We start from the raw sequence: 22,423 nt of genomic DNA, 5'->3' as shown, positions 1-22,423 counted from the left end.
AAAGAATCCCAATGAAGCGGTAATCAGGTGATATAGCTGAACAGCGATAAGTTGGCCGTTTTAACGAATGATTGCTGTGCTGCCTGCAAAATCGTCTGCTGCTGACTCAGAGATGTAATCGCTTTCGCATAATCCAGATCCTGAATCTGCGACAACGACTGCTTATAATAGACACCGTTTGCTGAACCAACACTGTCAAGATCATCGATTTCTTTCAGACTGGAACCAATCTGGGCGCGTTGCGTCAACACATTACTCAGCGACGCATCCAAATTTGAACCACCTTGACTCAAAGCTGCCGTCAAATCTTTTTTCGCCGGCGCGGAGGAAGTTGGCGTCTTCAAGGCATTAATCACATCCGTGACGGTTTCAAAAATGTTCTGATTGCCCGGCTGAATAGAAAAATGATCTCCCGGTGCTGGCGCACCAGGGGTATTCGTCAAAGTAATCTTCATCCCATCTACAGTGACCGTGGCAGGGCTTGTATATGCTGTGCTTGGGACAACCACGGCACCCGTAGTTTTGTTGGTGACCGTAAAATTTGCAGCCAGTGCATCAAATGCCACATCATAATTATTACCTGTCAGACTAGATGCTGTCGCAGGATTAATACTGACGGTAGCAACCGCTTGCCCGGTATTGGAAGGATTTGGAACAACATTAAATTGCCCGGTTGAAGTGCGGATGTTTTCAAAAATCATCGTTCCGGGTGTACTCAGCGGCAATTGGCGTGTGGTATCGACCTGGAGATAACGCTGCCCCTGATCACCATTGTACTTTGCACCGCCAGCTGTCTTGGTATAGGGGGCTGTTGTGGTTGAAAATCCTGAAAACAAATACGCACCGGTACCATCGGTCGTGTTAGCCAGCCCCATCAGCTGATCCAGATTACTCTGCATTTCAGTGGCAATAGCAGTACGGTCATTATCATTTAATGCACCGTTGCCAGCATTGACCATCAAAACTTTCAGATTTTGCAAAGTGGTAGTGACGCTGCCCAGCACTGAGTCAGACATTGACAGATTTGCTTTAGCATTTTGCCGGTTAACAGCATACTGATCATTAATGGAATCCGCCTGTGTAATTACCAACGCACGCGCAGAACCAATGGGATCATCGGCAGGTGTCAGAATCTGGCGGCCAGATGCGATCTGCTGCTGGGTTTTATTCAGCGAGGACTGCAGATCGCTGATACGGGAACCACCGCCCTCATAAATCATCCGAGTACTGATACGCATATAAGTTCCTACCTTCCGATTGCCAGCAAAGTTTCAAACAGCTGGCTGGCGATTTGCATCAGTTTTCCGGCAGCCTGATATGCCTGCTGATACTTCAATAAATTGGCAGCCTCTTCGTCCAGATTAACGCCCGATACAGATTGCTGTATATCTGTTGCATTTTTCAACGTAGTTGTTTCAGAAGCACTCGTCACCTGCAATTCATGCGTCTTGTTGCCAACCTGGCTGACAAATTGCGCATAGGCTCCCTGGATTGTCGTGGTGCCGCCAATCAGATTATTCTGCGTCTGTATTCCAGCAAGCAACAAAGAGTTTCGGTTATCACCAGTTCCGGCGACATTCGGAGAGATATTAAACACGTCACCATTGGCTGGCGTACCTGAAATGGTATAGCTGGTTCCGGAAAAGCTATAAGTTGCCCCACTGACGTAAGGAATTGCCGTACCTGCCGGATAAGTTGTACCGGTTGTGCTGTTGGGATTGGTCACGGTGACATTGGCATTCGGAGGAAATCCAGTCACGGTATTAGCCGGAGCATTAAAAGTCAGCTTAGATGTGGCCACCGGGATAGATGGACTTAAGGTAAAGGTATCCCCGTTAGCAGGAGCACCGGTTCCGTTGGCAATAACAAAATTCATACCGCTAAAACTGATCGTAGCACCACTGGTATAAGGGATGCTCGCCGGAGGTGCATAGTTTGTGGTCACCCCGCCTGTCTTCACCGTCACGGTGGCATTCGACGGAAATCCAGACAAGGTACCTGGTGCCGTAAAAGTCAGCGTGACCGCTGCTGTCAGCGGTGAACCGGAGTACGTATTGTCTGTTGATACCGGGCTAATCGTAGCACCGGCAGAGGTCGATGCTGCTGCAACAGGGGAGTCCAGCGTACCTGCAGAGATTTTGCTATTGCCAGTATTGGTTGTCGGTGCAGAACTGGTCATTGGCGCAGAAGCAGCAACTTTAGACGGATCATTAATATAAACCCCAAATCCCCCTGCGACCGCTGATGTTGGCCGGATCATATATTCATCACCGGCAGCAGGCTGTGCCGCCGGTGGCTGAGGAAACTGCATACTGACCCCATCAACACTGATAGGCTGCGAAGTTGCGGTTGTAACCTGTCCATCAGAAACACGAATCACGCGATAATTACCCGGACTAGTCACCTGTAACCGATAATCACTGGTTGTCAATGCACCCACATTAGTGATGCTTGCTGTGGGTAATGCGTTAGAAGTATTAGAAGTCGATGGCGTGGTGACAGGCTGCGGTATGGTAAAAAATTTACCCCCGACTTGCCCATTCAGATCCAAGCCCAGAGCATGCTGATCGTTAAAATTAGAAGCAATACCAAGTGCTACCCGTCCAATCGCATTCTGCGCCGGGTCTAATGTACTTGAACGGAAATCAAACAAGCCGCCGAGAATACCGCCAGGCAATCCATTTTCAGCAACCTGGATAGCGGTACCGTTAGTAGTATAAGAAACTTCAGTTCTCGATGGATCTGTCGTCGATTTGCTGGTCTGCAATTGATTCACCACGCCACCTATAACAATAGGTTGGCCGTTCCCGATAAAGACATTGTATTTACTATCTTGCGGTATGACTGTGACCTTGGTGTACTTGGACAACTCAGTCACCAGCTGATCCCGTTGATCCAGCAAATCGTTCGGCGGCGAACCTGTCGTACTTTGAGACCTGGCAATTGTTTCGTTCAGGGCTGATAACTGTGTCGCATACGTATTGATCGCACTGACAGCCGACTCAATCTGACCATTGATACCTGTCCGGATCTGGTCCAGACGGGTTTGCAGGCTATTGAAGCGCCCTCCCAGGGCCTGGGCACTGGAGAGTATTGCCTGGCGCGCTGCTGCCCCTGCAGTACCATTTGGGGACGAAGACAAATTCTGGACTGATTTAAAGAAATCTTGCAAAGCGGGAGTCACGCCTGCTGTTGAATCGGCAACCAGATTATTAATCTGCTGTATTTGAGACAAATAAGAGTCGGCCTGATTTTTGGATGTCTGCGCAGCATTCACCTGTTGGCCAATAAACGTATCATATTGTCGCTGAATCTGGCTGACAGATACACCTTGCCCGACATATGACCCGCCCAGTATCTGGGGCGCATTCGCAGTCTGAAGAATGACTTGACGGTTGTATCCTGGAGTTGAAGCATTGGCAATATTATGTCCGACGGTACTAATACCCGTTTGCGCAGCAGCCAGAGCACTCTGCCCGATATTAAGAATATTTGTACCCATAATTTATTTGCTACCCATTAAAACCATCTGATGCCACTGGGAATGTTTTCGGTAGGAAACCTGAAAACTTTAATACCGCAAAGCAAATCACACATTCATTATTCATTAATGTATGTTGATAATTCAGGTTGACAATGTCTGCCTGATAATCCGCGTCAGTTTATTCGCGTACTGAGGATCAGTTGCATAACCGGCACGTTGCAGCCCCTGAGCAAAGGAAGTGGCATCCTTGGCATTAGCAATCACTTGTTCGTAACGTGGATTATTTGTCAGCACTTTCGCATAATCCTTAAAAGCATCCGCATAAGAGTCATAAGCCTTAAATTTTTCGAGTTTGCGGTGCGCTACGCCATTGATATACTCCGTGGTCACGGCATTCACGGTTCTGCCCTTCCATTTACTGGTCGCCTTTACACCAAAGATATTATGGCTGGCAGAGCCATCTGCTGTTTTAATTTCCTTGCGTCCCCACCCACTCTCCAGTGCAGCCTGCCCCAGCATGAATTTGGCTGGAATACCGGTCTGTTTACTGGCTTCTTCGGCATGTGCCGCTAATTTTTCCTGAAATTCCCGCACATGACTGGGTCCGGAAAAACCACTTTTCGCAGAAGGTACCGGTTGTGGCTCAAATTTCAGATTATCCAGATAAGAGTCAATTGCGCGTCCGTTTCCAACCGCATTACCACTACTGTCCCCGGAAAGAACCTGATTGACGGCGTTATTACTTAATTGCCGCACCAGTGCGTCGGCCAGACCAATACCGCGATTAGCCATAGTCTGGGATAATTGCTGATCCAACATGGAAGTGTAGGTTTTCGTTTGTTCATTATCAAACACCCCATCCTGCCCACCGGCCTGCCGCATGGATTTCAGCATCATATTCATGAATAATGCTTCAAATTGCTTGGCTGCTGCCTTGACGGATTCCGGAGAATTATCTTTGGCAGACTGTTTCAGGCCATCCAGACTTTTACTATCAAAAGCCAGTTTACTATCCATGGCATCGGCACGGCTGATCATCTCAGATCCTTAAATAATTTCGAGCTCAGCGCGCAATGCGCCCGAAGCTTTGATTGCCTGCAAAATCGCCAGTAAATCCTGTGGGGTGGCGCCAATCGCGTTGAGCGCCTTAACAACATCCGCCAGTGACGCACCCGCCTTGAGCATCATTAACTGTCCGGCATCTTTAGTGATCGTGATGCCTGAATTCGCGATGGCAGCAGTCTGTCCGCCCGCTAACGCATTCGGCTGACTGATTGCATTGTCAGTATTAATCACCACCGACAAATTACCATGCGCCACGGCGCAGGCATCCAGTGTCACGGCCTGATTCATCACGATTGACCCGGTGCGTGCATTCAGAATCACTTTCGCCACCGTTTGCGCCGGCGTCACATCAAGACTCTCTAATGCACCCAGAAATGCCACCCGCTGATCACTGCTGACTGGCGCCCGGACCTGAATCGTGCGTCCGTCCATCGCGGCTGCCGTATCAGCACCGAAACGACGGTTAATTGCCTCAACCACACGGCTTGCAGTCGAAAAGTCGGAGGTATTGAGTTCGAGTTGCACTGTTTCCCCCTGCCCGACCGAACTAGGAACAGCACGCTCCACCGTCGCACCACCTGAAATTCTGCCAACGCTGAGATGATTCACCTGCGCTTTACTACCGTTCGCAGCGGCCCCTGCGCCACCGACCAGCACATTGCCTTGCGCCATAGCGTAAATCTGATTATCCGCACCTTTGAGTGGCGTCATCAGTAAGGTTCCGCCACGCAGACTTTTCGCATTTCCCATTGATGAAACAGTAATATCCAGCGTCTGGCCTGGCTGTGCAAACGGAGGCAGCGAAGCGGTCACCATCACGGCAGCCACATTTTTTAACTGCAAACTGGTTCCTGGCGGCAGGCTCACTCCGAGCTGCTGCAACATGCTGACAATACTTTGCACGGTAAACGGTGTCTGTGTAGTCTGATCGCCACTGCCATCAAGCCCCACCACCAGACCATAACCCAGCAATTGGTTTTGGCGTACGCCCTGAATACCGGCGAGGTCTTTCAAACGTTCAGCCTGGCAAACGCCCGAAAACAATCCCAGAATCAGTCCACATGACAAAATGCTGATGCGCGTTAATACAAACCATTTCATATGATTTCCCCCTGCTTACATAGGTAAAAAACTGAGGAAAAAACGTGTCAGCATCGAATTGATCTCCGCCTTATCAACCCGGGTGGTTGAACGATATTCAAAACGGGCATCAGCAACCTGCGTTGAAGGAACAACGTTGCCCGTTGCAATCGTCTGTGGACTCACAACACCGGAAAAACGGACAAATTCGGCACCTTTATCAAAGGCCAGCTGCTTTTCCCCGCTGACCAGCAAATTACCATTCGGAAGCACGTCAATCACAGTCACGGCAATCGTGCCGGTAAAACTGTTGCTGGCTGTTTCCGCCCCTTTTTCATCAAATTTTGAAGAGCCGCTGGCATTTAAACTACCCGCCCCTGTACCAGTTGAAGGTAATCCTAAAAATTTTGGTCCTGTTAAAGACAGTGAAGATGACTTGCTGGCGGAAGCAGCACTGCCTTTGGCAGCAGAAGTTTTTTCGCTGATCGAGATAGTCAGCACATCTCCCACCATGCGCGGCTTGTTATCCTCGTACAAAGGACGATAACTGGCTGATTGAAAAATTGCGCCATTGATTTCTTTATGCGGCTTGGCTGTCTGTGCAGGCAAAGAAGTCGGCTGATGCACAATCGGCGGTGGCGTAACCGCACATCCAGTCAATGCAAGGGTGGCAACACAATACAATAAAGCTGCAATTTTCATGATTTACCCGCTGGCCTTAGAGCTGCGTCAATTTCTGCAACATCTGATCCGATGTCGTGATTGCCTTACTGTTGATTTCGTAAGCGCGTTGCGTCTGAATCATGTTGACTAATTCCTCTGCCACATTCACGTTGGAAGTTTCCACAAAATTCTGTGTCAGCAGACCAGCGCCATTGGTTCCCGGAACATTCGTGCTCGGGCTGCCGGAAGCGGCTGTTTCGACATACAAATTTTCCCCCATCGACAGCAGTCCGGTCGGATTAATAAAGGTTGTCAACTGCAAAGAGCCGACCTGCACCGGCGTGTTTGAACCCGGCTGAGTCACAGAAACGGTGCCGTCGCGGCCAACCGTGATGGTCTGTGCATTTGCCGGAATCGTGATGGCTGGCTGAATCACGAAACCACTGGAAGTGACCAACTGTCCCTGGCTGTCCATCTGGAATGAACCGTCCCTGGTGTATGCTGTTGTGCCATCCGGCATCAGTACAGAAAAAAATCCCTGCCCCTGAATCGCCACATCTTTTGCATTACCGGTTTGTTGCAGATTACCCTGAGTGAAAATTCTCTCCGTTGCCACTGGACGCACACCTGTACCCAGTTGCAAACCAGATGGCAACTGGGTTTGCTGGGAGCTTTGCGCGCCCGGCTGACGCAGAGTCTGGTACAGCAAATCCTCAAACACAGCACGTGAGCGCTTAAAGCCCGTCGTACTGACGTTTGCCAGGTTATTGGTGATCACATCCATTTGCGTCTGCTGTGCATCCAGCCCAGTCTTGGCAATCCAGAGTGAACGTATCATTTGAATTCTCCATCGCCACCAGGTGGCATCATTAAATCTGTCGCTATTGTGCGCCTTGGCGTATCAGCTCAAAGCGATAATCTGAGTGGCTTTTGTCTCGTTATTCTCAGCGTTTTGCAACAACCGCATCTGCATTTCAAACTGGCGCCCCAGATTAATCATGGTCACCATCGAATCGACAACATTCACATTACTGCCTTCAAGTGTGCCACCAGCAACCGTTACGGCAGCATCCGCATCCGGCACACTGTTATCCTTGGTCTTAAACAGCCCATCATCGCCACGCACCAGATTTTCTTCCGGAGGATTCACCAGCTTCAGGCGTCCAATCACCTGCACTGAATTCAGATTGCCGGTGACAGGAACGGTTGAAATGGTGCCATCTTTGGCAATCGTGACAGAGACATCCGGCGGCACTGTGATTGGTCCGCCATCACCCACAATGTTCAGGCCACTCAAGGTTTGCAAAACACCGTTTTCACTCAGTTTCAGACTGCCGGCACGGGTATAAGCTTCCGAACCGTCAGGTTTTTCAACTGCCAGCCACCCTTTACCCTGAATCGCCACATCCAGTTCACGCCCTGTCATCTGCATACTACCAACCGAAAAATCGGTACCGACCGTCGCATCAACAACAAATGCACGCGTCGGTATATCCGCCCCCACAACAGGAACCGCACGGAAAGAATCAAGCTGCGCCCGGAAACCGGTTGTGGTGGCATTCGCCAGGTTATGCGAATTAGTTGCCTGCTGCTCCAGGATATGCTTGGCGCCGGTCATCGCGGTATAAACTAGACGGTCCATAACGTCTCCTTAAAATACTGCAGCAGAAAAAAATATAGTGGCATACCCGACAATCATTAACGCAGATTAACGATGGTCTGCAAAATCTGATCCTGTGTTTTAATCGTTTGTGCATTGGCCTGATAAACGCGCTGTGCCGTAATCATGCTGACCAATTCACCCGTCAGGTCAGTATTGGAATCCTCAGTCGCTGACGAGGTCAGCACACCGATATTTCCCGAACCCGGAGGGCCAATCAACGATTGACCGGAATCGGATGTCTCAGCCCATTGATTATCACCCAGAGATTGCAAGCCATTTGGATCAGTAAATGAAGCCAGCACGACTTGCCCAAGCACCTTGGTTTGTCCGTTGGTGTAACTACCTATAATTGTTCCGTCTTTCGCCGTGTTAAATTTCGACAATTTACCGGACGTAAAACCGTCCTGTTTCATGCTGCTGACACTGAAATCCGAACCAAACTGGGTTGAATTGGTGTAGTCAAATTTAATATTGGCAGTCGTATTAATTGGTGTGACCGCACCTGACGAAACAGGAACAATCATGTTTAATGCACGCGGATCCGTAGCGGCATACGCCGGGATGGCCCCCGTTAATTTACCCAGATTATTAAAGGCCAGCTTACCTATGGGGGATGCGGCCGTTCCTGTTGGCGTCAACGCACCGGTTGCATCAAAGCGATTACCATCGATCGTGGCAAAAACATTCCATTCAATGGTTCCGGCAGTCGCCGGTGGTGTGGTGACAGGATTAATCCGCACATAATAAGTTTGTAAAACATGCGAGTTTCCGAGGCTATCAAAAACCGTCACTGACGTTGACTTATTATAAGAGGTCGGATCAGTTGGAGAAAATGCAATCGGAGTAACGACAGGGGGAACCGTCACAGGAATCTGTGTTCCCGGTACATTCTCGCGAGAATCCAGATTCATCACACCGCTGATTTTGGAAGTCTGCGCCGGCGCGATATCTGCCGTGTTAATCGTGATCGGTGACGCAGAACCGGTTGATAATACGCCATTCACATCCGCCAGATACCCGGTCAGATTTTGCCCCGATGCATTCACGATGGCACCGCTCTTATCAAGCTGAAACTGACCATTTCGCGTATAGGTAATGGCCCCATTTTTACTCATCCGGAAAAAACCATTACCGTTAATCGCAATATCAAGCGGATTATTCGTGGAACTGATATTTCCCTGCGTAAACTGCTGTGCGATGGTCGACACCTTAACACCAATTCCAACGGTATTCGATGATGCTCCACCGCTCAGGGAATTTGCATAGACATCAGCAAACTGGACCTGAGCCTGTTTAAAGCCAACCGTATTGGCATTTGAAATGTTGTTGCCAATAACGTCCAGTGATTTGGAGGCTGCGTTCAAGCCACTTAAACCTTGCTGAAAACCCATGATATTTTCCCTTCAACGTTGATACTGCAAATGTTCTGCTGCTATAAGCGGCTTAATAAATCTGGTGAATATCGCTCATTCCGATCTGGCCAATCCCACTGACATTTAATTTCATTCCCTGCGTACCGGAACTGACACTGGTCACCATGCCAAAAGCAAGCTGGGTCGCATCAATCTGCTTGCCCTGCGCACTGGCGGTCAGGGTGTAGGTGTAATTACCGTTGGCGGCAGTCGCTCCTGAATCCGTCTTGCCATCCCAGGTCAGATTATTGGTTCCAGAAGACAAGGCGCCCAAATCCATGGTCCGCACGACTAATCCATTAGCATCCTTGATCACGACACTGGCTTTATCTGCCGCCTGCGGCAAATCAACGGCGTACACCGATTTTCCATCCGACAGTGTCAGTGCCTGCCCCGGGGTGAGTACCCCATGTCCGATCATCCCTGCCGCTTGTAGATTCTGGCTGGCCAGGAAATTCGCATTCAGCGCATTGACGGAGGCATTCAGTTTGTCAATACCCGTTACTGTTGATAATTGCGCCATCTGACTGGTGACCTGGGCGTTGTCCATCGGATTCAGTGGATCCTGATTTTTCATTTGCGTCACCAGCAAGGTCATGAAACGATCCTGCGCATCCTGCACGCTGGATTTGCCGGAGCTGGCGCCATTCATCGTCGTCAATAATGATGGGTCAACGGTGTTTGTCTGTATGCTTGTCATTTCTATTCCTTTACATCAAAGATCACTGGCCGAGCGTCAAGGTCTTCAGCAACATGGATTTAGCCGCATTCATGGTTTCCACGTTCGTCTGATAAGAGCGGGAAGCTGAGATCATATTCACCATTTCCTCAACAACATTGACATTAGGCATGGCAACGTAACCCTTTTCATCGGCCAGCGGATGCTTGGGGTCATACATCAGTTTCGGCGGAGCCGCATCTTCCACGACCTCTGAAACTTTGACCGCAGTAGAGGCGGTACCATTGACGGGGACAGCGCTGAATACCACCTGCTTCGCCTTGTACGGCGAACCATCTGAACTGGTGACACTGTCCGCATTGGCCAGATTGCTCGATACCACATTCAGACGCTGGGATTGCGCACTCATTGCTGAGCCCGCAACATTAAAAACATTAAAAAGTGACATGATTATTGCCCCTGTATGGCAGCCAGCATATTGCGGATCTGCATATTAATAATGGTCAGACTGGCCTCATAGCGTATCGAATTGTCTGTAAACTGATTTCGCTCCACATCCATATCAACAGTATTGCCATCTAGATTTCCTTGTCCGTTTGGACGATATTGCGGCACAACACCCGCCAGATCCGTCGCAGAGGCCAGATGCTGAGGGTCTGTCTTATTCAGATTACCAGCAGGCTGCTTGCCATCCGTATGGAGCGCATTACTCAATACGGAAGAGAAATCAATGTCTCTCGCTTTATAATTAGGCGTATCAGCATTGGCGATATTCGATGCCAGCAATTGCTGGCGCATTCCGCGAACAGACAGTGCTGTTTCATGAAAGCGCATAAAGTCATCCAGCTTACTCATCAACCTCTCCCAACGGACTCATCAGAACCATACGGTTTCCCATGCGTCTCATATTACTTCGCCACCACCTGCTTCAATCGTGCAAGAAAAGGCCAATTTCCCCTCTTATTCCCTACTTTGGCTAAATCAGACCGATCTACAATGAAGTCATATCAATGCGGGAACTGGTCATCATTCATGAAACACCTATTTGCATACGGATGCCTGATTGCCGGTTTGTCCGGTCAAGTGCTGGCGGCTGGAAACGTCAGCGACGGACTCAGACAGGATCATGAGATTCTGAGAAAAATGGCAACCGACTTCCTGACCCAGTTGTCAGCAACGCAACCGGGGGATGCGCATATCACCGTGGGGCAAATTGATAATCGCCTGAATCTGGCGGCATGTGATGCGCCAACCCCATTCTTGCCACCAGGCAGCAAAACCAGTGGGAAAATCAGTGTGGGCGTACGCTGCAGCGCCCCGGTCAACTGGGTTGTCTATATTCAGGCAAATGTTCAGGTCACCGGGGAATACTACGTGGCAGCACGGCCACTCAGTCAGGGGCAGGTCATCGGGAATATTGATCTGAATAAAATCAAGGGAGAAATCTCGAATCTGCCACCCGGCATTATTCACAACCCAGAGCAGGCTATTGGTAAAGCGCTACAGTTGTCTATTGCTGCCGGCACTCCTGTAAGACTCGATAATCTCAAAAGCCCTGCGGTAATCCAGCAAGGTCAGTCCGTGCGGATCATCAGCAACGGCCCCGGGTTTCAGGTCGCCACAGATGCGCAGTCACTCAGCAACGCATCAGAGGGACAGATTGCAAGAGCCAAGACAAGCAACGGGCAAACTGTCAGCGGAATTGCCAAAGCGGGAGGCGTGATCGAAATAAATTACTAAAAATACATTTTTAATAATTGTGCTTTCAGTCATCTTTTTCAGGGCAAGATTAAAGTTTAAAAATACCTGGCCGATAACCGGATTGTAGATGTAGATTATTCCCATTATCGAGGGTATCGCTGTGAAAATTGATGACACATTAAATAAAACTGCCGGGCTGACGAATACCGCCAGCCCCCAGCAGGTGCGCACAGACAAGGCACCGGACAGAGCGATCTCGACTCCGACACCTTCCAGTAACGTGCAGATTTCGACTCTTTCAACGCAATTGCAGGCTATGCAAAGCACGCAGGCAAGCAATGCGGTGTTTGAAACCAAAAAGGTTGAAGAAATCAAATTAGCAATTTCCGAAGGTCGCTTTCAGGTCAATTCAGAAAAAGTTGCTGATGGACTTCTGGAAACCGTAAAAGATTTACTTAACGCCAGAAAACGATAACGATGAACAATTCAAGCGCATCTGTCACATCTATTGCTCAATGCCTGCAAAATGAAAAAATTGCCATGCATCAGCTGACTACATTGTTGAAAGATGAAGAGACTGCTCTTGTAAATAATGATATCGAATCGCTGACCCAGACTATTTCTGCTAAAAATGATCTGGTTCGCAACATGTCCGATCTGGAGCGGCAGCGCAATCTTCTCTTCCAAAATCTGGGTTATAGTGATCCTGCGACCAATCTGCCAGATTATCTGCGCAGCGGGGTTGCGGATGATGCAATCAAAGAATTATGGGATAGCATATTGGCGTTATCAGCACAGGCAAAAGAAAACAACCGGACTAACGGATTATTAATTTCACGCAAACTGTCCCAAAACCAGGCCGCATTAAGCATATTCCAGCAAGGTAATCCTACCGCTTCTTTATATGGCCCGAATGGTCAATCCAGTATACAGACATCCCCAATTAAGGGACTCATTGTGCGCTGAAATAATTCTGTTGCTGCATCAATAAAAATGCCCCTTTGCAAGGGGATTTTTTATTGATTGAACCTGAAGTCAGTCAGAGATGCGGGGTGCTGCCGGAAGCAACCGGAATATTCACTACCGGCTCAGGCAATACTGCCAACACCGTAATACTCACCCGACGGTTTCTTGCCCGACCATCCGGTTGCTCATTCGATGCCACAGGAAACTTTGCACCCTGTCCAACCGCTGTGACGCGGGTTTCATCAACGCCATTTTCAGTCAGCAACCGGGCAACCGTACTGGCACGGACGGCAGATAATTCCCAGTTAGACGGGAATGCGGAATTCCTGATGGGCAAATTATCGGTATGCCCCTCGACCTGTATTGAATGTTTATCCAGGCGCAGTACCGAAGCAATGGCGGTCAGCGCCTGCTCAGAATCAGGACTAAGTTTTGCCTCTCCCGTAGGAAACAGTAGACTTGCATTGATCTCAATCGTAATCCCCTTGCTCGTCTGACTGACTCTGACCTTGCCTTCCCTGACCAGAGGCTCCAGCACAGCCAGAATGTCTTTTGCCATGCTGGTCATCTGCTCGCGCTCCTTGCGCAGATTTTCGTTTCCCCTCGGCTTGATCAAAGGTAAGGGTTCCAGCTTGACCATATTTTCTTTTATACCCATACCGTCCCTGATCGGAGACGGAGGAGCATTCGTGAATGCACCGTTTAAGGAATTGGACAGGACACGGTACTTACCTTCATTTAAAGAAGAAACTGCATACATCACGACAAAGAAAGCAAACAGTAAGGTAATAAAATCTGCATAAGAAACCAGCCAGCGGTCATGATTATCAGCCTCCTCTTTGTACTTTTTCCTCGCCATCAACTGCTCCCTGTTGTGCGTTGATGGTCAACCCGTTCCTCCAAAATACGTGGACTATCTCCCATTGCAATGCTGTAAAAAATGTCCGATAGCATTTCACGCCTGGTTACTTCACGGGCAATAATTTCTTTTAATTTATTACTGACTGGTAAAAACAATAAATTTGCGAGTCCGACGCCATAAATAGTGGCAACAAAGGCAACTGCAATCCCTCCGCCCAGTTTAGCGGGATCAGTCAGATTTTCCATGACGTGAATCAGACCAAGCACAGCACCCAGAATACCAACAGTCGGAGAATAACCTCCTGCAGATTCCCAGACTTTAGCAGCCTGACGTTGCTCCATCTCATAAAGAGAAATATCCACATCCAGAATATCTTTCAGCCGCCCGGGGTCCACACCATCAATCACCAGGCGTAATCCCTTGCCGATAAAGGGATCTGTTGATGCTGTCATATAGCCCTCCAGACTGAGAAATCCTTCCCGCCTCGCAACCACACTCCAGACCAATGCATCCTGAATATTTTTACGACTGTTATCAACCGGCTCGGAAACAATCCACTGAAACATATTCACCCCACGGCGGAAAGTGCTCATGCGACTCTGAATCAGCACAGCACCCAATGTCCCAATAACAACAATGACGAATGCAGTCGGTTGCACTAAAGAGGAAAGCTGCCCGCCCTCCATGACCTGGCCAACGGAGATGCCGACAACCACCAATATAAAGCCAATTATGCTAGCCCAGTCCACGCCTTCTCCCTCAGATATGCACGCAGTCTGGCGACTGCCTGGCTATGCAATTGCGACACGCGCGACTCAGAAACTCCCATCACAGCACCGATTTCCTTCAGATTCAATTCCTGTTCGTAGTAAAGGCCCATCAACAGTTTTTCCCGTTCAGGCAGGTTGTCAATAGCACCAATGACAGCATCCCGGAAATCGCCGTTCAGCAAATCCTGCAGAGGATCCCCGGAACTGTCCGAGCAATAATGATCGAGAAAATGTTCTTTGGTGTCCGAATCGTGAAAGTCTTCGTAATACACCAACTGATGACCGCCACTATCAGTCAGCATGTCCTGATATTCACCCAAAGATAATTTGAGCGATTTGGCGACCTCTGTTTCAGTTGGTGGACGCCCCAGCTTCTGCTGGAGTACATTCATAGCGCTTTCCACCTTGCGCATGTTCTGCCGCACGCCGCGCGGTAACCAGTCTGTATTACGCAATTCATCCAGCATTGCGCCACGTATACGCTGCACGGCATAGGTCTCAAACTGAGCGCCATGGGTATCTTCGTAGCGGTTTACTGCATCCAGCAGGCCAATCATGCCAGCCTGAACCAGATCATCCACCTCCACGCTGGGCGGCAGACGCGCCTTCAACTGGTAAGCCAGACGCTTGACCAGTGGCGCATGCTCCCGAAGGAGAAAATTTTTATCTGATTTTCCGCTAGCGGTGTACATAAAATAAATTAAATTCCAAGGTCAACACCCTGACCAGAAAAACTTTCCGGACACAATGCCGACCGCGCAGTGGCAGCAAACTGACCTGCCAGTCTGGAGAATGCCATCGAAGCACGTGCTTCAGGAAAAGCATCAATGACCGATCGCCCCTCATGCGCCGCTTTTCTTACACAATCATCATCAGGCACATAGCCGGCAAAATGCAACGGTACTGCAAGATAGCGCTGACATGTCTGTGTCATATTTGCATAAATCAAATTTGCTTCTTTTTCTGAAGCACCAGATACCAGAATCGTAAAAGAACGCCGTCCCAATCTGCTGCTCATCCGCTTGATCAAACCATAGGCTGCCTTGATTGCTGCCGGATCAGGAGATACCTGAACAACCAGTTCCCCATCGTCCAGAGAGGCCAGCGGAAATGTATTGTTAGCATCCATGTCTCCATCCACAATCACCAGATCCGAACGATGCACTACAAGATCAAATGTCCGCGACAACAAGCGCGCGCTTTCTTTTGGCAAATGGGACGACAATCCAGTTTGTCCGGACAACATAGTGACGGACAAACCTGGTACGATGTTTTTGACAGCCTCTTGCATTGTACGCTGTTGTCGGGCCACATCCAATAAGGTACGGTCTTTTCTGGCGCTAAACCAAGAGCCAATACTTCCGCTGGTTGCCTGTGCATCCACCATCAGAATCTGATGCCCCTGTCGTGCCAGCGTCACCCCCAGATTCACCAGCATTCCGCTTTTTTCATCGTCCTTCAAAACGGACAAAAACGTCAACACCCGTGGACGCGGTGCAGCCAGCAAACGCCGCAAACCCTCTGCCTGATCGATATTAGCCAAAAGACACCTCCCGGGAGGTCTGGTTTTTACGGGAAACCGCTGATGCTCCCGCCATCAATAAGGGCAACTCTTCATCGAGGTAACGGAAAGGTGCGGTTTCACGCTTGAGTTTAAAAGCGCGGTCGATCAGATATTGCTTGTTCACAACGTGCAAATCTTCCGGCACACGCTGTCCGCTCGCCACATAGTACAGATTGAGTTTCTGACGAATGGAAATATCCAGCGCACCGCCTATCGTTGCGGCTTCATCAAGCTTGGTCAGGATACATCCGGCCAGACCATTTCCTTGATAGGCGCGCACCACTTCACTGAGCGTCTCGCCAGTCGATGTCGCGTTCAGGCACAGCAGGCGCTTCACACCGTGCTCTGCACCAGACAGCATTGCGACTTGCTCTGTCACCATTTTGTCTCTCTGGCTGACACCCACAGTATCAATCAGGACTGTATGTTTGTTTTTCAATTCGGACAAAGCGATCCGCAAATCGCTTTCGTCCTTCACGGCATGTACCATCACGCCCAGAATTTTTCCATAAATACGAAGCTGTTCATAACCACCGATACGGTAACCATCCGTGGTAATCAAAGCCAGCTGGGATGGCCCATGACGCATCACACAACGCGCTGCCAGCTTGGCGGTGGTGGTGGTCTTGCCGACACCTGTTGGCCCTACCAGTGCATAAACACCGCCTTTTTCAAGAATTTCATTTTCATTGTCAATCGTTGACAGATTTCTGGCGAGAACCGCCTTGATCCATTCGATACCACTCTCCAGCGTTTCACCTTCCGGTAATTTTGTCATCATAAAACGGGACAAGCTGGCACTGAGTCCAGCAGCCAGCATTTCTTTCAATACTCCTGCCTTGACCGGCTCACGCTTCTGGATCGCTGTCCATGACAGCTCTGCCAGCTGGGATTCGAGCATACTGCGCATAGAACGGATTTCACTCATCATGTCCTGCAACTCGGAAGATCCCGGAAAAATCTGCTCATGACCACCCTGACGTGGCGTAAATAAACGCTGCTCCGATTGAAACCCCGAAATGTCAGGAGATTCGGAAGCATAAGCAGACGCCGTATGGGATTCGGGTGCAATGGAGTGTATCGTTTCATCCGCCATTGCCATAATCTCCACCTTACCATTGACATTACGGTTTGATAAAATCACCGCATCCGCCCCAAGTGCCTCCCGAAGCATACGCAATGCTTCGCGCGAAGTGTTAGCAGTAAATTTTCTCACGTTCATGATTGCCCTCCGACCAGACTAGTGACTCTGATAGTTTTTGTTTCAGGTAATTCGGCATGCGACAGTACTTTCAGCTGAGGCAAAGCTCTGCGCAAAAATCTTGACAGCAAAGCCCGTAAAGGTGCGGGAACCAGCAGTACTGGTGTCAGGCCCATCTGCTCCTGCTGCCGCGCTGCGTTCTCAGTTTGGGATGTCAATGTATCGGCCAGGCCCGGCTCCAGCGCAGCAACCTCGGCTCCACCAGTATTCATCGCCTGCATCAGCAAACGCTCCAGCCGGCTATCGAGCGTCATGACGCTTAATTCATTGGTGCCCGGGAATATCTGCTGCACGATGGCACGTCCTAGTGCCACTCGCACCTGAGCAGTCAGTTCGCTGGCATCCTGTGTATGCATTGCCTGCTCTGCCAGCGTTTCAATAATGGTGCGCATATCACGAATATGCACGCCTTCTGTCAGCAAATTCTGCAGTACCTTTTGCAAGGTCGACAAAGGTAACAGTTTCGGTACCAGATCTTCCACCATCTTCGGCATTTCCTTGGCGAGATGATCAAGCAGTTGCTGCACTTCCTGACGTCCCAGTAATTCTGCCGCATGTGTGGTGATCAGGTGGTTCAGATGCGTCGCAATCACTGTCCCTGCATCCACGACCGTATATCCCATAGACTGCGCCTGCTCACGCAAGCTGGCATCGACCCAGACCGCTGGCAAACCAAAAGCCGGATCGGTCGTTTCCACCCCAGGCAACGATCCGGAAACCATACCCGGATTAATCGCCAGATACTGGCCATTCACCGCTTCGCCTGCGCCGACTTCAACGCCTTTTAAGGCGATCCGGTAAGCAGATGGCTTGAGTTCCAGATTGTCACGGATATGTACCGGCGGAGACAGGAAACCGACTTCCTGAGCGAATTTTTTACGTATTCCTTTTATCCTGCGCAACAGCTCCCCGCCCTGGGTTTTATCTACCAGCGGAATCAGTCGATATCCCACCTCCAGGCCAAGTGTGTCAACTGGTAAGATATCCTGCCAGGTTGCTTCTTCCAATTCCGGTGCAGCAGTTGCCTGCGCCTCCGGCTGTGCATCTGCTGCCGCAGTGCTGCCCTGCTCTGCTTTTTTACGGACCAGATAACCGGCACCGGCCAATAATGCTGCCAATAACACAAAAGCAATATGCGGCATGCCGGGAATAATTCCCATGCCCCCGATAATGCCAGCGGTAATAAACATTACCTGAGGTTTGGCAAACAGCTGTCCGATCAGCTGTCCACTGATGTCCTGTTCACTAGCTACCCGTGATACGACAACACCCGCAGCAGTAGAAATAATCAGAGATGGAATCTGCGCTACCAGACCATCACCAATCGCCAACAAGGTGTAATTTTTAATCGCAGAAGAAAAATCCAGATCATGCTGCACCATGCCGACAATCAGACCGCCGACAATATTAATCACCGTGACCATAATCCCAGCTACGGCGTCACCACGCACATACTTTGACGCACCATCCATCGCGCCGTAAAACTCGGCCTCTTGCGCTACTTCCGTCCGGCGACGACGTGCCTCCTGCTCTGCAATCAGGCCAGCATTCAGATCCGCGTCAATCGCCATCTGTTTACCAGGCATCGCATCCAGAGCGAAACGGGCGCCAACTTCCGCAATACGGCCCGCACCTTTGGTCACCACGGTAAAGTTAATAATCGTCAGAATAATGAACACGACAATACCGACCGCGTAATTACCACCGATCAGGAAGTGTCCGAATGCCTCAATCACTTTGCCCGCGGCATCCGGGCCGGTGTGCCCTTCAGTCAGCACCACACGGGTTGATGCCACATTCAGGGAAAGACGTAACATGGTACTAACCAGCAGCACCGTCGGGAACACCATGAAATCCAGTGGCTTCACTGTGTACAGGCTGGTTAGCAAAACGATCACGGCAATCGCAATATTGAAGCTGAAAAACACATCCAGAACAAATGCCGGCAAAGGCAAGATCATCATCGCCAGCATCAGCACAATCAGCAACGGCGCAGCCAGCGCCCGGCCATTAATTCCGCTCATCCACAGCGGTAACTTCAGGCTATTCATACCAGCACTCCTGCTTGATTATTCGGGTCCATCTCAGCCGGAACATTCAACTGAACAGGCTCCTCAGGACGCACCCCGCCACGCTCACGGTATACCCGCAACTGGAATACGTACGCCAACACTTCCGCCACTGCTGCATATAAACCTTCCGGAATTTCATCGCCCAGTTCGGTATGCTTAAACAAGGCTCGTGCCAGTGGCGGCGCTTCCAGCAACGGTACCTGATGCTCTTTCGCCAGTTCACGGATTTTTGCTGCGACCTCATCCGCGCCTTTTGCCACCACCTTTGGCGCGCGCATGCCACCTTCGGTATATTTCAACGCCACAGCAAAGTGCGTCGGGTTCGTGACCACCACATCGGCTTTAGGAATTTCCGCCATCATGCGACGGCGCGCCATCTCGCGCTGTTGCTGGCGGATTTTGGCTTTGATCTGCGGATTACCATTGGCTTCTTTTGATTCCTGCACCACTTCCTGATGCGTCATTTTCAGTTTGTTTGCGTAATGCCACATCTGATAAGGCGCATCAATCGCAGCGATCAGAATCAGTGCCGCCACGATCGACATAAAACTGACTGCCATCATGTACCCGACGTGACTCATACCCAGTTTCACGCTCTCCAGCGGCAGCGCAAAAATCGCCTCTTTCTGCCCCATGATGACTACCCAGGCCACACTGCCAACCAACACTGTTTTCAGAATAGCTTTCAGCAACTCGACTCCGGCGCGGGCAGATATCATATTGCCCAGACCGGAAGCAGGATTGAGCCTGCCAAAATTTGGCTGCAATGCTTTTGCGCTGAACAACCATCCGCCAATCAGTAAAGGTGACCCTAAAGCAACCAGCATCAGCAATACGGCAACCGGAGAAAACGCCAGCATCACATCCAGCAGCCCAGAACCAATCTTGCTGATCAAAAGATTAAAGTCGAACGCCACTTCACGTTCCAGCGTCAAACCGTCAATCAGATTCTGATTTAAATGACTGACCAGCGTGCCACCCATTGCCCACAACGCACCACCGGCAGCCAGCAGAATTGTTGCTGTGGATAATTCACGCGATCGTGGAACATCGCCTTCTTCCCGAGCCTGCTCAAGGCGCTTAGGCGAGGCCGGTTCTGTTCTTTCGAGATCGCTTTCTTCGGCCATTGCCGACTCCTGTTATGTTTCTGCACCAACCATGATGCGTTGACACTCATTCACAGATGCCATTATTGGCGAATCAATGGCAGCGGTATGCGATGAACAACATGGTAAACACCCGTTTATTTCCAATTAAACAGACCATTTCACATACCTGGAAATGTTTCACTTACTTTAAAAGTTATTTTTAAAACAAAATTACACGTACCTCCTAAAACGATTTGCAGTAGAGAACGCATGAGTTGCATCTTTCATGCGACAAACTGCATTCATCCAGAGAAAAAAGCGACCAGTAAATTTTCGTTGCTGAATTCCTATAAGGTAAAATAGATTTTTATCAAAAAACAAACATCCTTCATGAAGCCTTCCTCACTCAAATATCCAACTATTACAAGTGTTCTAATGATTGCTTTTTCTGGTTTATTTGCCGGATCAGCTATCGCAACAGAACCGGATCAAAACACCACATCCTTAGAGAAAGAAACCGCTTCACTGCACTTTGGTCTGGAAAAAATCAAACTTCCCGGCAACGAACGCATGGGGATGATTAATACCAGTTATCTGATCCAGATTGCACCTGAACTGTATTTCGGACCATCGGTATACGGCTCGGTCAGCGGCAAACGCGGCGGCTTCTATACCATAGGCGGCGAACTGACATGGCGCCATCCGCTGGTATCGAAACTGACATTCGACACTGGGATGTATGTCGGCGGCGGCGGCGGCGGAACTTCGCTGGTTGGCGGCGGACTGATGCTGCGTCCCCATGCTGATCTGATGTGGGATTTCGGCGGATACAGAGCGGGTATCTCCGCTTCTCAGGTACGCTTCCCAAACGGACATATCAACAGCAATCAGATTGGCCTGATGGTTGATTTCGATACCGACTTTTTACATACCAGTGCATCTGCCGGAGATCATAATTGGCCTTCCACCATCCGTACCGGCGTCGGCTTTGATCGTGCCATGGCGGTGTTCGGTCGTTACCAGCCGCGCAGCAATTCGCAATTCATCAGTGGAGCCCCTCTGCAACAGTCTATCGGCTATGTCGGCACACGGATGGAACGCTTCCTGACTCCGGGCGTATTCGTTGGTCTGGAGGCCAATGGTGCGGGTAGCGGCGGCGTTGCGGGCTATGCGGAATACCTGGCGACCGCCGGTGCCGAAATGCCGATATTCAGCGACAACTTTAAAGTTGGCACACGCTTCGATTTAGGTATGGGTGGCGGCGGCGCCGTGTCGGTCGGTGGCGGCATCATGCTGAAAGCGGGTGTTTATGCGAGCGCGAATCTGAGTAAAAATTTCCACATCAATGTGGAAGGCGGCATGGTCGATTCACCTAACGGAAATTTCCGCGCGACCTACGGATCGGTGGCACTGCAATGGGATCTCGATCATCCATTCAGCCAATCCAGCAGCTCTACGGTGATCGCTAATGAATGGATAGGTGGCACCCAGCACTATTTCAGCGCTGCCCGCAAAGACGGCAGCAAGCGTGATATGGACAACGTGACGCTGCAACTGAACCGCTATCTGACCGACACGATTTATCTGACCGGTCAGGCGCACAGCGCATATAGCGGCAACGCCGGTGGCTACTCGGTAGGTCTGGTCGGTCTGGGTTACCACAGCCCGAAAACCAGCTCAGGATTATATACCGGCACTGAAATACTGGCGGGTGCAGCCGGCGGCGGCGGTGTCGACACCAATAGCGGTTTTTTGATTCAGCCTTCGGTATATTTAGGTATCCAAATCAATAAAAATCTGTCGGCTCAGTTAAATGCAGGTCGTGTAAAATCACTCAAGGGCAATCTGAACAGCACCCTGCTCGGTCTCGGGCTTTGCTATTCATTCGGCACAGTTGAACGTCATTAATTATCAGCTCAAAAAATTTCTCTCTCGCAAGTAATTTCATTGAAATTTTGATTTAAGAGACTCATGCACTTATGGTTACGATCCCTCAAAGGAACCGTAACCATGGAGGCACTGATTTGCTTAAAACGATAGTCATTTAAACTCATCCGACTTTTCATTACCCTATGTAGTTCATTACATAAAAT

General features: G+C 49.9%; 22 protein-coding genes. 4 read left to right on the top strand and 18 right to left on the bottom strand.

Translation table 11 applies throughout. The annotated features are described in order from the left end of the window. Positions 1-23: 23 nt before the first annotated feature. The 11 genes from flgL to flgB form a co-directional block, all read right to left on the bottom strand. Entirely contained in the window at positions 24-1,238 is a 1,215-nt protein-coding gene (gene flgL, locus HV832_RS09915) for a flagellar hook-associated protein FlgL (protein ID WP_176803681.1), read from the bottom strand. A gap of 8 nt (positions 1,239-1,246) precedes the next feature. Next, positions 1,247-3,502 (bottom strand): flagellar hook-associated protein FlgK, encoded by a 2,256-nt coding sequence (gene flgK / locus HV832_RS09910; RefSeq protein WP_176803680.1) that lies wholly within the window; start codon positions 3,500-3,502, stop codon positions 1,247-1,249. 123 nt (positions 3,503-3,625) lie between these two features. Then, complete coding sequence (gene flgJ / locus HV832_RS09905; protein WP_176803679.1) at positions 3,626-4,522, bottom strand: flagellar assembly peptidoglycan hydrolase FlgJ; 897 nt, start codon at positions 4,520-4,522, stop codon at positions 3,626-3,628. Between the two features lie 9 nt (positions 4,523-4,531). Further along, positions 4,532-5,650, bottom strand: a complete 1,119-nt coding sequence (locus tag HV832_RS09900) for a flagellar basal body P-ring protein FlgI (RefSeq protein ID WP_176803678.1) — start codon at positions 5,648-5,650, stop codon at positions 4,532-4,534. 15 nt (positions 5,651-5,665) lie between these two features. Then, positions 5,666-6,331, bottom strand: coding sequence for a flagellar basal body L-ring protein FlgH (locus HV832_RS09895; RefSeq protein ID WP_176803677.1), 666 nt, complete (start codon positions 6,329-6,331; stop codon positions 5,666-5,668). Positions 6,332-6,347: 16 nt separating this feature from the next. Continuing rightward, complete coding sequence (gene flgG / locus HV832_RS09890; RefSeq protein WP_176803676.1) at positions 6,348-7,130, bottom strand: flagellar basal-body rod protein FlgG; 783 nt, start codon at positions 7,128-7,130, stop codon at positions 6,348-6,350. 63 nt (positions 7,131-7,193) lie between these two features. Then, the gene (gene flgF / locus HV832_RS09885; protein ID WP_176803675.1) at positions 7,194-7,934 is read right to left on the bottom strand and encodes a flagellar basal-body rod protein FlgF; all 741 of its coding nucleotides are present in this window, start codon (positions 7,932-7,934) and stop codon (positions 7,194-7,196) included. Positions 7,935-7,990: 56 nt separating this feature from the next. Next, a complete protein-coding gene (gene flgE / locus HV832_RS09880; RefSeq protein ID WP_176803674.1) occupies positions 7,991-9,346 on the bottom strand; it encodes a flagellar hook protein FlgE in 1,356 nt (451 codons plus the stop codon). 52 nt (positions 9,347-9,398) lie between these two features. Next, positions 9,399-10,067: a flagellar hook assembly protein FlgD gene (locus tag HV832_RS09875; protein ID WP_176803673.1), complete on the bottom strand. Its 669-nt coding sequence runs from the start codon at positions 10,065-10,067 to the stop codon at positions 9,399-9,401. A 22-nt stretch (positions 10,068-10,089) separates the two neighbouring features. Continuing rightward, complete coding sequence (gene flgC, locus HV832_RS09870; protein ID WP_176803672.1) at positions 10,090-10,494, bottom strand: flagellar basal body rod protein FlgC; 405 nt, start codon at positions 10,492-10,494, stop codon at positions 10,090-10,092. Positions 10,495-10,496: 2 nt separating this feature from the next. Next, positions 10,497-10,904 carry a flagellar basal body rod protein FlgB gene (flgB, locus tag HV832_RS09865; protein ID WP_176803671.1) on the bottom strand — a complete coding sequence of 136 codons (408 nt, stop codon included), beginning with the start codon at positions 10,902-10,904 and terminating at the stop codon, positions 10,497-10,499. Positions 10,905-11,078: 174 nt separating this feature from the next. Between flgB and flgA the strand changes: the two genes are divergently transcribed. The 3 genes from flgA (at position 11,079) to HV832_RS09850 (ending at position 12,713) form a co-directional block, all read left to right on the top strand. Then, the gene (gene flgA, locus HV832_RS09860) at positions 11,079-11,786 is read left to right on the top strand and encodes a flagellar basal body P-ring formation chaperone FlgA (protein ID WP_223827242.1); all 708 of its coding nucleotides are present in this window, start codon (positions 11,079-11,081) and stop codon (positions 11,784-11,786) included. Positions 11,787-11,907: 121 nt separating this feature from the next. Beyond that, the gene (gene flgM / locus HV832_RS09855; protein WP_176803669.1) at positions 11,908-12,222 is read left to right on the top strand and encodes a flagellar biosynthesis anti-sigma factor FlgM; all 315 of its coding nucleotides are present in this window, start codon (positions 11,908-11,910) and stop codon (positions 12,220-12,222) included. 2 nt (positions 12,223-12,224) lie between these two features. After that, on the top strand, positions 12,225-12,713 hold the full coding sequence (locus HV832_RS09850; RefSeq protein WP_176803668.1) for a flagella synthesis protein FlgN: 489 nt from the start codon (positions 12,225-12,227) through the stop codon (positions 12,711-12,713). Positions 12,714-12,786: 73 nt separating this feature from the next. Here the strand turns inward: HV832_RS09850 and motD are convergent, their stop codons facing one another. From motD to flhB, 7 genes are read right to left on the bottom strand one after another with little or no spacing between them, the layout of a single operon-like run. Further along, positions 12,787-13,572 (bottom strand): flagellar motor protein MotD, encoded by a 786-nt coding sequence (gene motD, locus HV832_RS09845; RefSeq protein WP_176803667.1) that lies wholly within the window; start codon positions 13,570-13,572, stop codon positions 12,787-12,789. Then, positions 13,572-14,324, bottom strand: coding sequence for a flagellar motor protein (locus tag HV832_RS09840; RefSeq protein ID WP_176803666.1), 753 nt, complete (start codon positions 14,322-14,324; stop codon positions 13,572-13,574). The genes motD and HV832_RS09840 overlap by 1 nt, the downstream gene beginning before the upstream one ends. Further along, entirely contained in the window at positions 14,306-15,037 is a 732-nt protein-coding gene (locus HV832_RS09835; protein ID WP_176803665.1) for an RNA polymerase sigma factor FliA, read from the bottom strand. Before HV832_RS09835 ends, HV832_RS09840 begins: the two co-directional genes overlap by 19 nt. 8 nt (positions 15,038-15,045) lie before the next feature. Further along, on the bottom strand, positions 15,046-15,888 hold the full coding sequence (locus HV832_RS09830) for a MinD/ParA family ATP-binding protein (protein WP_176803664.1): 843 nt from the start codon (positions 15,886-15,888) through the stop codon (positions 15,046-15,048). After that, positions 15,881-17,131, bottom strand: a complete 1,251-nt coding sequence (gene flhF / locus HV832_RS09825; RefSeq protein ID WP_176803663.1) for a flagellar biosynthesis GTPase FlhF — start codon at positions 17,129-17,131, stop codon at positions 15,881-15,883. Before flhF ends, HV832_RS09830 begins: the two co-directional genes overlap by 8 nt. After that, the gene (flhA, locus tag HV832_RS09820; protein ID WP_176803662.1) at positions 17,128-19,221 is read right to left on the bottom strand and encodes a flagellar biosynthesis protein FlhA; all 2,094 of its coding nucleotides are present in this window, start codon (positions 19,219-19,221) and stop codon (positions 17,128-17,130) included. The genes flhF and flhA overlap by 4 nt, the downstream gene beginning before the upstream one ends. After that, complete coding sequence (gene flhB / locus HV832_RS09815) at positions 19,218-20,369, bottom strand: flagellar biosynthesis protein FlhB (RefSeq protein ID WP_176803661.1); 1,152 nt, start codon at positions 20,367-20,369, stop codon at positions 19,218-19,220. Before flhB ends, flhA begins: the two co-directional genes overlap by 4 nt. A 396-nt stretch (positions 20,370-20,765) precedes the next feature. On the opposite strand from flhB, the gene HV832_RS09810 reads away from it, so the two are divergent. After that, entirely contained in the window at positions 20,766-22,238 is a 1,473-nt protein-coding gene (locus HV832_RS09810; protein ID WP_176803660.1) for a hypothetical protein, read from the top strand. Positions 22,239-22,423 lie beyond the last annotated feature (185 nt).

This window comes from Cognatundibacterium oligocarboniphilum (assembly GCF_013377855.1).
Classification (GTDB): domain Bacteria; phylum Pseudomonadota; class Gammaproteobacteria; order Burkholderiales; family Burkholderiaceae_D; genus Undibacterium; species Undibacterium oligocarboniphilum.
This window is presented reverse-complemented; position numbering and strand designations above follow the sequence as displayed.

Coding starts and splice junctions, on each gene's coding strand:
- flgL (WP_176803681.1), bottom strand. CDS start 1,238: ATGCGTATCAGTACTCGGATGATTTATGAGGGCGGTGGTTCCCGTATC.
- flgK (WP_176803680.1), bottom strand. CDS start 3,502: ATGGGTACAAATATTCTTAATATCGGGCAGAGTGCTCTGGCTGCTGCG.
- flgJ (WP_176803679.1), bottom strand. CDS start 4,522: ATGATCAGCCGTGCCGATGCCATGGATAGTAAACTGGCTTTTGATAGT.
- HV832_RS09900 (WP_176803678.1), bottom strand. CDS start 5,650: ATGAAATGGTTTGTATTAACGCGCATCAGCATTTTGTCATGTGGACTG.
- HV832_RS09895 (WP_176803677.1), bottom strand. CDS start 6,331: ATGAAAATTGCAGCTTTATTGTATTGTGTTGCCACCCTTGCATTGACT.
- flgG (WP_176803676.1), bottom strand. CDS start 7,130: ATGATACGTTCACTCTGGATTGCCAAGACTGGGCTGGATGCACAGCAG.
- flgF (WP_176803675.1), bottom strand. CDS start 7,934: ATGGACCGTCTAGTTTATACCGCGATGACCGGCGCCAAGCATATCCTG.
- flgE (WP_176803674.1), bottom strand. CDS start 9,346: ATGGGTTTTCAGCAAGGTTTAAGTGGCTTGAACGCAGCCTCCAAATCA.
- HV832_RS09875 (WP_176803673.1), bottom strand. CDS start 10,067: ATGACAAGCATACAGACAAACACCGTTGACCCATCATTATTGACGACG.
- flgC (WP_176803672.1), bottom strand. CDS start 10,494: ATGTCACTTTTTAATGTTTTTAATGTTGCGGGCTCAGCAATGAGTGCG.
- flgA (WP_223827242.1), top strand. CDS start 11,079: ATGAAACACCTATTTGCATACGGATGCCTGATTGCCGGTTTGTCCGGT.
- HV832_RS09850 (WP_176803668.1), top strand. CDS start 12,225: ATGAACAATTCAAGCGCATCTGTCACATCTATTGCTCAATGCCTGCAA.
- motD (WP_176803667.1), bottom strand. CDS start 13,572: ATGGCGAGGAAAAAGTACAAAGAGGAGGCTGATAATCATGACCGCTGG.
- HV832_RS09835 (WP_176803665.1), bottom strand. CDS start 15,037: ATGTACACCGCTAGCGGAAAATCAGATAAAAATTTTCTCCTTCGGGAG.
- flhF (WP_176803663.1), bottom strand. CDS start 17,131: ATGAACGTGAGAAAATTTACTGCTAACACTTCGCGCGAAGCATTGCGT.
- flhA (WP_176803662.1), bottom strand. CDS start 19,221: ATGAATAGCCTGAAGTTACCGCTGTGGATGAGCGGAATTAATGGCCGG.
- flhB (WP_176803661.1), bottom strand. CDS start 20,369: ATGGCCGAAGAAAGCGATCTCGAAAGAACAGAACCGGCCTCGCCTAAG.
- HV832_RS09810 (WP_176803660.1), top strand. CDS start 20,766: ATGATTGCTTTTTCTGGTTTATTTGCCGGATCAGCTATCGCAACAGAA.